Annotated in this window: 9 protein-coding genes and 1 pseudogene; 6 read left to right on the forward strand and 4 right to left on the reverse strand. The window is 38.1% G+C overall.

Features of this window, described 5'->3' with window-relative positions; translation table 11 throughout:
* Positions 1-11 precede the first annotated feature (11 nt).
* Complete coding sequence (locus EZ449_RS18730) at positions 12-3,329, reverse strand: DUF4175 family protein (RefSeq protein ID WP_131561760.1); 3,318 nt, start codon at positions 3,327-3,329, stop codon at positions 12-14.
* A 580-nt stretch (positions 3,330-3,909) separates the two neighbouring features.
* Between EZ449_RS18730 and EZ449_RS18735 the strand changes: the two genes are divergently transcribed.
* On the forward strand, positions 3,910-5,412 hold the full coding sequence (locus EZ449_RS18735; protein WP_131561763.1) for a glycerophosphodiester phosphodiesterase family protein: 1,503 nt from the start codon (positions 3,910-3,912) through the stop codon (positions 5,410-5,412).
* A gap of 210 nt (positions 5,413-5,622) precedes the next feature.
* Positions 5,623-8,004, forward strand: coding sequence for a phosphocholine-specific phospholipase C (locus EZ449_RS18740; protein ID WP_131561765.1), 2,382 nt, complete (start codon positions 5,623-5,625; stop codon positions 8,002-8,004).
* Positions 8,005-8,081: 77 nt separating this feature from the next.
* Here the strand turns inward: EZ449_RS18740 and EZ449_RS18745 are convergent, their stop codons facing one another.
* Both EZ449_RS18745 and EZ449_RS18750 read right to left on the reverse strand, forming a co-directional pair.
* Positions 8,082-8,651, reverse strand: a complete 570-nt coding sequence (locus tag EZ449_RS18745; RefSeq protein ID WP_131561768.1) for a DUF2911 domain-containing protein — start codon at positions 8,649-8,651, stop codon at positions 8,082-8,084.
* 57 nt (positions 8,652-8,708) lie between these two features.
* Entirely contained in the window at positions 8,709-8,894 is a 186-nt protein-coding gene (locus tag EZ449_RS18750; RefSeq protein ID WP_131561770.1) for a hypothetical protein, read from the reverse strand.
* 260 nt (positions 8,895-9,154) lie between these two features.
* On the opposite strand from EZ449_RS18750, the gene EZ449_RS18755 reads away from it, so the two are divergent.
* From EZ449_RS18755 to EZ449_RS18770, 4 genes are read left to right on the forward strand one after another with little or no spacing between them, the layout of a single operon-like run.
* A complete protein-coding gene (locus tag EZ449_RS18755; RefSeq protein WP_131561772.1) occupies positions 9,155-9,781 on the forward strand; it encodes a TetR/AcrR family transcriptional regulator in 627 nt (208 codons plus the stop codon).
* A complete protein-coding gene (locus EZ449_RS18760) occupies positions 9,778-11,097 on the forward strand; it encodes a TolC family protein (RefSeq protein ID WP_131561774.1) in 1,320 nt (439 codons plus the stop codon). Before EZ449_RS18755 ends, EZ449_RS18760 begins: the two co-directional genes overlap by 4 nt.
* Positions 11,098-11,105: 8 nt before the next feature.
* On the forward strand, positions 11,106-12,185 hold the full coding sequence (locus tag EZ449_RS18765; RefSeq protein WP_131561777.1) for an HlyD family secretion protein: 1,080 nt from the start codon (positions 11,106-11,108) through the stop codon (positions 12,183-12,185).
* A gap of 7 nt (positions 12,186-12,192) precedes the next feature.
* Positions 12,193-13,740, forward strand: a complete 1,548-nt coding sequence (locus EZ449_RS18770; RefSeq protein ID WP_131561779.1) for a DHA2 family efflux MFS transporter permease subunit — start codon at positions 12,193-12,195, stop codon at positions 13,738-13,740.
* Positions 13,741-14,011: 271 nt separating this feature from the next.
* Here the strand turns inward: EZ449_RS18770 and EZ449_RS18775 are convergent.
* Positions 14,012-14,303 (reverse strand): annotated as a pseudogene (locus tag EZ449_RS18775) (hypothetical protein); the annotation flags it as partial.

The following is a 14,303-nucleotide window of genomic DNA, read 5'->3' on the forward strand; positions in this document are numbered from 1 at the left end:
CCAATCAAAACCTACCTCACCATATTCAACGATTTCAAATACTCGGCGATTTTATTCTTATAATAATAATTCAAGCTAGGCGGCAATTTTTGCAACATATCACTTCCATTTTGTTGGTCTTTTTTAAACTGTTCAACCATTTTTTGGTATGACGGCGGAAACTCCTTGGCTGCTTTACTTTCTCGTTTAGAATCCTCTTCCTGGTCACGCTCTGCTTTTTCGGCTTCTAATAGCTTGGTTAACAGTTCTTTCTGGCGATTTAAAGTTTCTTGCTGTAAACGCTTGTTAACCAGGTCGCTCTCTGTTTGTTTCATTTCCTTAATGGCCTCGTTTAGGTTACCCATTTTTCCCGAACCATCCTTATTTTCCTCACGGTTAATCTTTTCCAAAGCCTGACGAATCATTTGCTGCTGCTGCGCCATCTTTCCAAATTCCTGACTCATTTCGCCTTTGCCCACAGTCCCCTGATTTCCGCCAGATTTCTGCATCTGCTCACGAGCTTTTTGCATGCTCTTATTTAATTGCTCCTGCATTTGTGAGAGCTGTTTCATGCCTTGTTTTTGTTTTTTACCACTTCCTGGCTTTGAGTTCTTTTGCATGTTTTGCAGCTGACTTAAAGCTTCGCTCAACATCAAACTCAAATTATTTATCGAAGTCATGGTAAATTGCTGATAACGATTCGCTTCGGGTGTTCTTCTATCGCCAAGACTTTCCAAACTCTTATCAAGGTTGAAATTAATCTTATTCATCTCCTCATTAACCGTCGATTCAATTTGAGGCACACGCTTACTCAAAGCATATAAACTATCGGCAATGGTTTTTAGGTTATCCTTTATGCTGCGTTGCTTTTGAACATTGCTGATGTAAGATGGGTCAGCAGAAGTCATTTTCTTTAATGTCAGCATTACTTTTTCCTGTTCAAAAGAGGTATTAAGCAAGTTTTCTAATAGTTTACGCAACTCTTTGGCATTCAGGTTATTTTCCATTTCTTCGCCTTGCTGCTGCATATCGCTCATTTTTTTCGAAAGTTCTTCCATTTGCTCACCAGCTTTTTGCTGCTTCTGACTGGCACCTTTCGAATCTTTTTTATCTAATGCATCCTTACTGTCTTGCTGTTCTTTTTGAATATCCTGAACATCTTTTTCGGGATTCTCAAACGGATTAGGTTTCTCCAAAGACTGGTTTTTCTCTTCCAGTTTCTTCAAATCATCCTTTAAATCTTTCATCTCCTTATTTAAGGCATCCTGCTTTTGTTTAAGCGATTCATTGTCCTGTTTTTTATCCGCAGTTTCCTTGCTAAGCGCCTTTTGCTCTTTAGCCAATTCATTTAAACGGTCGATATCGTTTTGCAGGTTTTGTTCAAATTCGAGTTGTTTGTAAAGTTCTAAAATCCTGTCCAATTCATTTTTGAGGGTTTTATTATCCAATTGCATTTTCGAAAGTTCGTTTTGCGTTTGGTCTTTATTCTTCTCGTTCATTAGGTTTTGCAACTTCTGCAAAAGCTCTTTAGTCTTTTCATCCAGCACATTATCAAACAAATCCTTAATCTGTTTTTGTTTCTCTAAAAGCTCTTCCGTTTGCTTTTGGTCTTCCTGCTGCTGAATGTTTTTATCGTTTTGTTCTTTAATCTCTTTCACCGCCTCATCCAATTGCTTTTGCTTATCCAACAAAGCCTCTATCTGCTTTTTATCCTCGAAAGAAATCTGTTTCTTATCAATCAGGCTTTCGGCAACTTTTTTACTTTCCTTTTCAATGGTATTGGCCAAACGAATGGCTGATTGAACCTTTTGCTTAAGTGCCTGGCTGTTAGCGCTAACCTGCTCGGCAGCTTCTTTTTTGGTTGGTTGTTTAAATGTTTTAATCTCCGAGCGGGTAACTTTTGCTCCATTAACACCATCATTATCAGCTACTTCAAAGTAATATTCAATCTCCTGACCAGGCTTTGCCGCTGCTGTTTTTAAATCCCAGAAATAGAAAAATGTATTTTCAGTTACGTTGGCCTTAATGGAGATATTCTTGCTAACGGTACTAATTATCTTATTATTTTCCTTGATGTTATACTTAAAACTCAATCTGCTAAAACCATAATCATCCGTCACCTGTCCGCTAAAATAAAGCGCTTTGTTACTAATAGAATCGGGCTTTTCTTCAATCTGAATAGCAGGAGATTGGTCTTTAATTACCGTAATTTGGTGCGATAAAGAATCCCTAAGTGTTACAAAATCATTCTTCGGTGTAATGCTGTATTTTGAATTATTTCGGATAGTAGCATTAAAATCAGATTCATCATCATCAACCTTTAAAATATTTTCCTTGCCGTTTAAAATAAACAAAAGTGAATTACTCTGACCTGTTTTAAAATTCCAGGTCACCCGAGTTCCCTCGGGTAAAAGGATATCGCCAACGTTTGCAATTACTTCTTGTTTTTTGCCCAAGTAGGATGGATAATTTAAAGTTGCGGTTGCGTTCAACAATTCTGGGCGAGGTTTAACGCTAATCATAAATGTTGATGAACTAAATCCACCTCCTTTAAAAATCAGTTTTTTATCACTTTGTATATTCTTGATGCTGTAATTAAACTTAGTGATGTTCTGTTTTTCAAGTTTGTAGGTGTTTTTTCCGTCTTCTACATAAACTTCAGCAGGCAATTCATCTCCAGCTAATTTCAAATTTATCGTCACATCATCGCCCTGCGTAACGGTTAAATTCTTATTCAAAACCGTAAAACTAAATGGCGCTTTCGGTGCGATATATTCATCATATTTAAAGAAACTGTTTGTTCCCTCACGTAAAATGGCAGGCGCAATAATGGCAATCAGCAAAATGATAGAAAGCGGAATAAACAGGTATTTTAAGTACTTTCTGTTGTCGTTTATCCGAACAGCGGTATAAAAAGGAACGGGTTTCAGCTCCAGAATCTTCTGGTCTATACTCGCCATAATCAACTGATTGTTTTCTGGCAGATTTTCAGAAAGTTTATGCAGCTGAAGCGTATTTAAAAGCTTGTCCTTGATATCGGCAAAGTGGTTTCCAATAATAACCGAGGCCTCATCGAAAGACAAATGTTTGCCCAATTTTAACATAGAAAGCAACGGTTTAATGATTAGAAAACCAACTAACAATAAACCGAGTAACAAATAAGCAAAGAAGATAAAAGTCTTAAATCCAGCGGTTGGATTGAGGTAATACAAGCCTAAAAAAACGACTAAATAGAGCGCCAAGAGTATCGCAGCAGCATAAATGGCTCCTCGTAAAATCTTATTCAAATAAAATTTACGGATAAACTCATCTATTTTCCTCAATAAATCGCTGTAATTATTGCTCACCATATCACCGTAAATGTAAAAATTGTTCCCATCAATTAAAAGAAACCTCGTTAAGGTAACGTGTTTATTTCAAATAGTTTATTGAAAATATAGAATAAAGGTATGGAAAACGATATTCAGTAGTTTTTGGCGGTTTTCAGTCCCGCTTTCCCTCCTGCCGCTTTGAAGAAAAGCGGGCATCCGTACAATCAGGTTTATTGAACAAAGATTGAAGCTTTTGGCAACATAACCACCCCTGGCCCCTCCTAAATTAGGAGGGGAGTAGTTTGTGCTATGGCAGATTCCCGCATTAACTATGTGGCTTTTGGGTTAAACCCACTATCTAAAATAGCTGAACAAATTTAAAAATAGCCTTGTCCAACTCCCCTCCTTATTTTCAAGGAGGGGCAAGGGGGTGGTTTTTTTCATTGCTTTTATTTTTGGGAACTTATATCAAATCCATTGCCGTTCGGCTTCAGCCAACGGACCTATAGATTAATTTAAAAACCCTTATCTTGTTATTAATTAATACAAAGGTTACATAGATTTTAAACGAGTATTCCTTTAAAAATCTACTTTTGATTTTTTGTTTAATCACCCCAATATGAAACGAGCATTTATATTAACCTGTATGTTATTCATTTTTACAGCTTCTTTTGCCCAAAAATTTAACTGGAATAAAAACCAAGTAATTGCCCATCGAGGCGCATGGAAAAAGAACAACTTTCCTCAAAATTCCATCGCAGCCTTAAACGAGGCAGTAAAGTTGGGCTGTTATGGCTCCGAGTTCGATGTATGGATGACCGCCGATAATGTTTTGGTTATCAACCACGACCCTGAATTTCAAGGTCTAACCATCGAGAAAGTAAAATATGAGGAGCTGTTAACCAAAACCATGAGCAACGGCGAGAAAATCCCAACACTCGAGGCTTATTTAAAGGCAGGCAAAACACAGAAAACCACAAAACTTATTTTAGAGATAAAGCCATCGTTAATCAGCAAAGAACGCGGAATAGAATTAACAAATGCCTGCATTGAAATGGTTAAAAAAGTTGGCGTTCTAGATTGGACGGAATACATCAGCTTCGATTACGATTATTGCAAACGCATTTTGGAAGTATTACCCAAAGCAAAAGTGGCTTACCTAAGAGGTGAAATTAGCGCCGAACAAATGAAATCCGATAAATTAACAGGGGTAGATTATCATTTCAGCTTTTACCAAAAAGATGGCTGGATTGAAAATGCACACAAATTGGGCTTAACCGTAAACGCATGGACGGTAAATACTGCACCAGAAATGCAGTGGTTAGTGGCTCACAATGTTGATTTCATCACCACAAATGAGCCAGAATTAACTTTCGAAGAAATTAAGAAAACACCCGTTGCTTTGGGATGGAAATTAAAGTGGGCTGATGAATTTGATGATAAAGGTTTGCCGCTCAACAAAAATTGGAGTTACGATGTTGGTGGAAAAGGCTGGGGAAACAATGAACTGCAATATTACACCGATGCAGATTCTGCAAATGCAAATGTAAAAAAGGGGAATCTAAACATCATCGTAGTAAAAGCCGATAAAGAAAACAACCATTATACTTCAGCAAGATTAGTTAGTAAAAACAAATTCGATTTCAAATACGGAAGAGTAGAAGTGAGGGCAATGCTGCCAAAAGGCAGAGGATTATGGCCTGCAATTTGGGCGCTTCCTACTGATTGGAAATACGGCGATTGGCCAAAAAGTGGAGAAATAGACATCATGGAGCATGTTGGTTACGAGCCTGATAGTGTTTACGGAACCGTTCATACAGAGAAATTTAATCATGTTATCCATACACAAGTAGGCAAAGGTGTTAAAATTAACCCTTACAATGCTTACCATGTTTATGCCATCGAATGGTATGAAGACCGCATGGATTTCTTTGTTGATGACCAGAAATATTTAAGTTTTAAAAACACAGGGAAAGCTGCGCCTGAATGGCCGTTCGACCAAAATTTCCATATTATTTTAAATGTTGCCGTTGGCGGTGGTTGGGGTGGTAAAAAAGGGGTGGATGATTCGATATTTCCTGCGACTATGAAAGTAGATTATGTTAGGGTTTACCAGAAGTAAAATTTGATGTAAGATGTAAAATGGATAATGGAATTAAACTGCTTTATTGTTAAATGGTTTTGAAGCGCCTAGAACTTTCAACTTCTAGCTGATAACTGTTAGCTGAAAACCGCCAACTCGCAAACTTTTTACATCCAAGACAGAATACTCTGAACTCAAGATTCATGACTTATTCCTAACTTGCAGTATCTAAGCTATATTGTATAATTTATGGACTCACGTAGAGAATTTCTAAAAAAGGCGGCCTTGTTCGCCGGTGCTACGGGTATGGCCAATACCTTGCCCAGCTCGGTACTTAAGGCTATGGCGATTAACGCTGAACCTGGCAGTACCTTTCACGATGCCGAGCACATCGTATTTTTAATGCAGGAAAACCGTTCATTCGACCACATGTTTGGTAAGATGAAAGGCGTTCGTGGTTTTAACGACCCGCATCCGCACATTCAGCCCGATGGAAACAAGGTTTGGTTGCAAAAAGATGGTCAGGGTTATACCTATGCGCCGTTTCACGTTGATATTAATAAAACCAAAATTACCTGGCAAGGCGGTTTGCCGCATTCATGGAACGACCAAGTTGCGGCCAGAAACGGCGGAAGATACGACAAATGGTTTCCCGTAAAATCGGCGATGACATTATCCTATTATGATAGAAACGACGTGCCGTTCTATTATGCTTTGGCTGATGCCTTTACCGTTTGCGACCAGCATTTTTGTTCATCCTTAACGGGTACAACGCCGAACAGATTGTTCTTTTTCACAGGAACCATCAGGGGCGAAAAAAGCGAAAACCGAATAGCAGTTGTAAATAACGACCAGGCAGAATCGCAAAATAATGTTTTTGTAGATTGGCCAACTTTTCAGGAAACTTTGGAGGATAACGGCATCGATTGGCGCATATACCAAAACGAACTTTGGACATCAAAACTTCCCGAGGGAGAAATTGATGATTGGTTAGGCAATTATGGCGATAATCCTGTTGAATATGTAAAAAGACACAATGTTAAGTTGTCTGCTTATTTTAGAAAAAACGGAGATAATACCGTAAAACCTGCTTTAACCGCTGCCGAAGTTCAGGCTAGATATGATAAATTATCCCAACGGGAAAAAAACCTGATTGATAAGGCTTTTCAAACCAATATTAGCGAAAAGGATTATCTGGAATTAGCACCTTTTACATTTACCAATGATGAGGGAAAATCTGAAACGATAAACATTCCAAAAGGCGATATTTTTCATCAGTTTAGAAAAGATGTGGATAGCGGAAAACTGCCTGCTGTTTCGTGGCTAGTGGCACCGCAACGTTTTTCAGACCATACCAGTTCGCCGCTTTATGGAACTTGGTATGTGAGCGAGGCTTTGGATATTTTAACCAAAAATCCTGAAGTTTGGAAGAAAACCATTTTCGTTTTAACCTACGATGAAAACGATGGTTATTTCGACCATCAACCACCATTTGTGGTACCAAACCCTGAAGATGCTTCAAGCGGAAAAGTTTCTGCCGGAATAAATTATGCCACCGATTTTGAGAGTAGAAAAGGTAGTCCGATAGGTTTGGGCTACCGTGTGCCAATGGTTATCGCCTCGCCTTGGAGCAAAGGCGGTTTCGTAAATTCGCAGGTTTTCGACCATACTTCTTCATTAATGTTTATGGAGAAATGGTTGAGTAAAAAGACAGGGAAGAATATCAAGAGCAACAACATTAGCGATTGGAGGAGAAATATTTGTGGCGATTTAACTTCAGCATTCCGTCCTTATAATGGCGAGGAAATTAAATCTCCGGAGCCATTAAAACGCGAAACTGTTGTCACGAATATCGGTAACGCAAAGAACAAACCCGATCAGGTTGGCCCGACTGCTTTAAACAAAAATGATGTTGCGAAGATTAATAAATTTGAATCTTTTTCAAGCCAAACTTCCGCTTATGCACCAAAACAAGAATCGGGAACCAAACCTGCTTGTGCATTGCCTTATCAATTAAATGCAGATGCTGTTGTGGTAGGGAATGAGGTAGAGCTTACTTTCCAATCTGCAAAAACATTGTTCGGGAATGAAACAGAAATCGTTGGCGCACCTTTTACCATGAATACTGTAGCTAGTTTTAAAGGTGTCCAAGGAAAAGTTTGGGCTTATGCAGTTAAGTCAGGCGATACTTTAACAGACAAAATTGCCATCGAAGATTTTGATAATGAAGTTTATGATTTCAGAATTACTGGTCCGAATGGTTTTTACAGGCATTTTGCAGGCAGTAAAAAGAACCCCCAAATCAGCATCAAAGCAAAGGCAGAACAAAGTGGTTTGGTTACTAAAAAATTAACTGGCAATTTGGTTTTTACAATCGAAAATAAAGGAACATCGCCTGTAAGCATTCAAATTTTAGAAAATAAATATAAAGCAGCGACCCAAAATTTTAATTTGAAACCAAAATCTACAACCAATATACTTTTGAATTTATCGAAGAGCGCACATTGGTACGATTTCAGCATCTTACAAACTGGTAATACTGTTTTTAAACATCGTTATTCCGGAAAGATTGAAAATGGAGAAATAACAATTACAGACCCTTTTATGGGGAATGTATCAGGTTTGGCATAGGGAGAAACTAACGAGCATTTTGACAAAATAGCAAAGGCTTCAGAATTTCTGAAGCCTTTGCTATAATATTTTATTTCTTAAAAACCTATTGGTAATTCAACTTGTGTTTTATCCCAGGCGGCAATTAAAGTTGCGCCTTTTGCTAGTGGCGTAAAGGTTATTGAAAAGTATTCGATAGGTTTTGCTAAGGTTTTAACCGGAACGTTTACACGAACAATGTCTTTAGAAGCATCATAAGTAAAAGCTCCCCATCTATCAGTCTGCGAATTTAAAATGATTGTCCAGGTTCCTTTATTCGGAATAGCGAATAGGCTGTAAGTGCCTGCTTTAATCTTTTTGCCGCCGATAGTAACTTTTGTAAAGAAACGAATTTCGGTATTTTCATTAGCGCCGAAACGCCAAACGCTTCCATATTGCTCCAATACGCCAAAAATATCACGCCCTTTTTTCTGCGGACGAGAGTAAACCACCTTAATATTTGGCTTAGTAAAATCGCCTGCTTTTAATTTTGCAGCATTTAGCGGATAGTAAACAATATCTGCAGGGCTTGGGTCTGCAACGGCAAATTTCACCTCGGTAGAAGCCGTTTCTTGGGCATTTGCACCAAAGCACAATAGAGCGAAAACAACAATGAAGATATTTCTCATTTGCTGTGAGTTAGTTTTAAATCCTTAAAAAGGGATGTTTTTGAGGGGGATGAAAAACTAGTATTTTCTGCCTTTTACGATAGCGTTTAAAAATAAGCCTGCTGTTAACAAACCTAAAACACCACCTAGAAGTGCGAAAATGTAGTTTTGTGTAATTACTGCTCCAGTTAAAACTCCGAAGAATAAACCTAAGGCATAATATAACCAGTTGAAATTATTGCTACTATTTTCTTGTACGCTCATGTTTTTGTTATTTGGAGACAAAGTTAATATTTATTTTAAATTTTAGTTTGCGTTACGTCGTTAAAGCATTAATTAATTCAATTATTTGTCAAAAGATTTCTAATTCAACTATTAACGGTTAATAATTTCTACTTGTTTTATTTCTTAAACCTCGAAGGTTTACACGAAATATAAACGATTTATCTTTTTAATGTAAAAGATGTATGAAAACATTTGGAAGTTAATCAATCGTTTGATTAATTTTGCTTTATCAAAAAGAAATGAAGACAGAAAAAGTAGATAAAAGACAAGCCATTTTAGAAGCAGCCGAAAAGCTGTTTTGCGAAACTGGTTATGAGGGAACTTCTACCCGCCAGATCTCAAAAGAATCAGGAGCCAATATGGCGATGATCAATTATTATTTTGGATCAAAAGAGGGGGTTTTTATTGAGATCATGAATAACCGGATTGCAGGATTCGCCTCTCAGTTAAAAATCATTAATGAAGATAAAATATCATCACTAGAAAAATTACATAAAGTAATAGAGGGCTATGCCAACCGTATATTCTCCAATATCGCATTCCATAAAATGATGCATAGAGAACTTTCGCTAACTCAACGCCCAGAAATGTACGATAAGATTAAGAACGCCATGAATCATAACATGTCGCTTCTTGATCGGATTATCATCGACGGAATTGAAGATGGTAGTTTTAATAATGTGGATGTAAGAATGGTTATTTCGACCATTATGGGAACGTTAACAAATGTTGTAATTGCACCACATAAAATTGCTCAGGGTACAATCATCGATTTAAGCAACCCTAAAGAAAACAAACTTATTAAAGAGCGAGCCATCGCCCATTTACAAAATCTTGTAACAGTTTATTTAACAACAAAAAAATGATACCCAAATCGATTAGATTAATGCTTGTGGCATCATTAGTTCCGGCAGCATTATTTGCACAAAGTGCGAAGGAATTAAATATCAATCAGGCAATTGAACTTGGCATAGCCAACAGTAAAAACTTAAAACTATCTCAAAACAAAATAGACCAGGCCGTTGCGCAGCTTGCGGTTGTAAAGGATAACGTACTTCCTACAGCAAATGCAAGTTTTATTTATAACCATGCAGAAATACCAACCAGCACGTTTACGCTTCCGGGTGGTGGCTCTTCACTGCAATTACCTAAAAGAGCAGATGCTTTTGTTGGTACGGCTGCGGTACAGGAATTGGTTTATGGTGGTGGTAAATTAAAATATGCTAAAGAATCTACCAAATTATTGGCCGATGTTGCCCGTTTAAATGCTGATAAAAGCAAAGAGGAAATTACTTATGCTGTAATTAATACCTATTATTCATTGTATAAGGTAGAGCAAAGCAAAAAGGTAATTAACCAAAATCTAGAATCTATTGCTGCTCAAATTAAACAGGCACAGCGCTTCTTTGAGCAAGGAATTGTTACCAAGAACGACGTTTTACGTTTCCAGTTGCAACAGGCAAATGTTACGCTAACGCAAATGGATCTAGAAAGCAATAGAAAAGTAATCAACTATAATTTAGATATTTTATTGGGCTTGCCAGAAGATACTGAAGTAAAAATCGTAGATCCTTCTACAGGTTTGAAAACAGCAAGTTCGTTAAATGATTATATCGGTTTAGCAATGGCAAATCGCCAAGAACTTAAACAGCTTGATGTGCAAAATAAGGTTGCCGATTATAACATCAAAACAATCAGGGCAAACACATTGCCGACGGTTGGTGTTGGTGCAAATTTATATTACATCAATCCAAGTGGTAATTTCATTCCACCAACTAATCAATATTTAATGCCAATAACCATTGGAGCAACTGTTTCTTGGAATATTGGTAACCTTTGGACTAATAAGAACAAGGTAAGTGAAGCAAGGATTCAGCAAAGCGAAATCACCCTTCAGAAAGATATTTTATCAGATAACGTTAAAACCGATATTAACAGGAACTACCAAAACTACCAGGTTTCGGTAAATAAGATTCAGGTTTTAGAAACCTCCATTTCTCAAGCAACCGAAAACGATAAATTATTAGCATCGAAATATAAGAACAATGTGGCTTCGGTTATCGATAGAATCGACGCTGAAACCTTATTATATCAAGCAAAAATAAACTTAGAGATAGCAAAGGCTGATGCAGGTTTGGCTTACTATACTTTACTAAAATCAACAGGAAAAATAACGCAATAAATACAGCAATGACAACTGAAAAGAAAAAAAAGAGCCTAGTAGTACCCATCATTTTAGGCGTTTTATTAGTAATAGGAATAATCTTCGGGGTTACCGAATGGAGTTATTATAGCAAACACGTAGATACGGATGATGCGCAGATTGATGGCGATATCAGTCCGGTTGTTGCCCGTGTTGGCGGTTATGTAAAGGATATTAGCTTTGAGGAAAATACACATGTAACCGAGGGGCAAATTTTGGTTAAGCTTGATGATAACGATTACTTAGTGAAGTTAGAGCAAGCGCAATCTGGCCAAAAAGGTGCAAGTGCGGGTGTTGGCGTGGCTCAATCGCAAATTGCCGCTACCCAAGCCAATACAGGTACTGCAAAAGCAAACGTAGAAGCAGCAAAATCGAATGTTGCAGCAGCAAATGTTAAGGTAAATTTGGCACAGAAAGATTATGCTCGTTATGAAAATTTGGTAAAAGATGGTTCAATTACCCAACAAGCTTTCGACCAAGCAAAGGCAACTAAGGAATCTGCTGATGCAGCAAAACAATCGGCTTTGGCAGCTTATCAAGCGGCACAAGACCAATATAATGCTGCAGTTAAACAGGTAGGTACAACTCAATCGCAATTAGCGGTAAGCAGTAATGTAATTAGTCAACGCCAAAGCGATATCGATTTTGCTAAACTTCAATTATCATATACTGATATTAAAGCTCCGGCTTCTGGTATTGTTTCTAAAAAGAATGTTCAAAAAGGACAATTAGTTCAGGCTGGTCAATCTTTATTCTCTGTTGTTAACGACGGAAGCATTTATGTAACCGCCAACTTTAAGGAAACCCAATTGGAGAAAATCAAATCTGGTTCTAAGGTAGAAATAGAGGTTGATGCTTATCCTGATGAGAAAATTGAAGGTGAAGTTTATAATTTCTCTCCAATAACTGGTGCAAAAGGATCTTTATTACCTCCAGATAATGCAACTGGTAACTTCGTTAAAGTTGTTCAACGTATCCCAGTAAAAATCAAAATCCATCCATCAAAAGAAATGCTTGCTAAACTACGCCCTGGAATGAGCGTTAAAGCATCTGTTTCTACTAACTAATACTAAAATGGCCGAAGTAGGTTTTAAAAAGTGGATTATTACTTTTACGGTAATCACGGCTTCTTTATTGGAGCTTATTGATACAACCATTGTAAACGTAGCAATTCCACAAATACAGGGAAACCTTGGCGCCACCCTAGAGGATGTCGCCTGGTTATCCACAGGTTACGCCGTTGCGAATGTAATCATTCTGCCCATGTCTGGCTGGTTGGGAAGTCGTTTCGGGCGTAAAAATTATTTCTTAACCTCGATTATCGTATTTACGCTAGTTTCATTTTTGTGCGGAAACGCAACTTCATTAAATGAGCTTATTTTATTTAGAATATTGCAAGGTGTAGCTGGTGGAGGCTTAATTTCTACCGCTCAGGCAATTTTGATAGAAACCTGGCCTAGAGAAGATGTTGGTATTGCTACTGCTCTTTTTGGTCTGGGTGCCGTTGTAGGACCAACAGTAGGGCCTACAATTGGTGGATATATTTTAGAGATTGCAGATTGGCCCTGGATTTTTTATGTAAATATTCCCGTCGGGATACTCGCCGCCTATTGCACCTATACCTTTATTCGAGAGACGCCAAAAGATGGAAAAGGAAAGCCAGTTGATTGGTGGGGAATTGGGTTATTGGCGGTTGCTGTAGGTAGCTTACAAACGGTGTTAGAAAAGGGAGAGAGTGAAGATTGGTTTTCTACACCATACATCACCGGTTTAGCAGTTGCTTCCGTATTTGGTCTTCTGCTGTTTATCTGGAGAGAAACCACTACAGAATTTCCTATTGTAAATCTTCGAATTATGAAGAAACGAAGCTTTTCAATCGGGATGTTTACCTCCTTTATCTTAGGATTTGGATTATATGGCTCTGTTTTCGTTTTCCCAGTATTTGCGCAAAATTTGCTCGGATTTACGCCATTGCAAACAGGAAAGCTATTTATTGCAGGCGGTATCTGTACCATCGCCATGATGCCATTTATTGGTATTATGCTTAAAAAAGGAGTGCCGGCACAATTTATGGCAACAGGAGGGATGTTTTTATTCTTCGTTTTTTGTTGGATGTTGAGCAATTCAACTTTGGCATCTGGAACAGGCGATTTCTTCTGGCCATTGGTAATTAGAGGATTTGGAATGGCTTTGCTCTTCGTACCGCTAACCACATTGGCTATGCAGGATTTATCCGGCCCGGAGATTGGACAAGGATCTGGATTAAATAACATGAGCAGGCAGCTGGGAGGATCTTTTGGAATCGCTGCATTAACAACGCTTATCCACGTGCGTGCGGGTTTCCACAGAAGTAGCTTACTAACAAATATAAATGAATACAATCCATCATTTGTTCAAAAGTTAAATGGTTTAACCAATAACTTTATGGCAAAGGGTGCATCGTTTATTGATGCAAAATTAATGGCGATGAAAGCAATTGAGGGTTCGGTAATTAAGCAAACAATGTTGCTTACTTACAACGATGCTTATTGGGTTGCGGGACTGATTATGTTGTTCTCTATACCATTGTTGTATCTTCAGAAATTTAAGAAGAATGCAAACATTGTTACTGATGCGCATTAAAATGGGCCTCACCCTATGAAAGTTGGTGACTTAGCAAATCTGTAGCCGCCCTCTCCAGAAGAGAGGTTTTTTATGGGCGGTACATCTAAACCCAATGGTTCAAACCACAATCCTTTGTTTCCCTCTCTTCTGGAGAGGGACAACGGAAAAGAACAAATACCACACGCTTTCATAGGGTGAGGCTTTCTTTCCAGAAGAGAGGGTTTTTATGGGCAGTACATCTAAACCCAATGGTTCAAACTACAATCCTTTGTTTCCCTCTCTTCTGGAGCTAATCTTTACACACATCTTTATATTTCATTATTTCGGCATACACTACAAATTGTAGGTTGAATTTATCGAAGCCATCTTTGATGGTAATGTATCCAGGTGGACCGTGAGATTTGTATCCGCTCCATCCCGCCAATCTGGCTAATAACCAAGTTCCCCAGGCAAGCGTATGCTTTTTGTAGGGGTTTTTCTGCAACTCGGTTGCGCCTTCTACCCGCTGCCTTACTACGTCTAGATAATCCAATTGGTGAGGTGTGAATACTTCTTCCACCTGCATCATCTGGTCGTTTAGC

The organism is Pedobacter frigidisoli (assembly GCF_004331675.1).
In the GTDB taxonomy this organism is placed as follows: Bacteria; Bacteroidota; Bacteroidia; order Sphingobacteriales; family Sphingobacteriaceae; genus Pedobacter; species Pedobacter frigidisoli.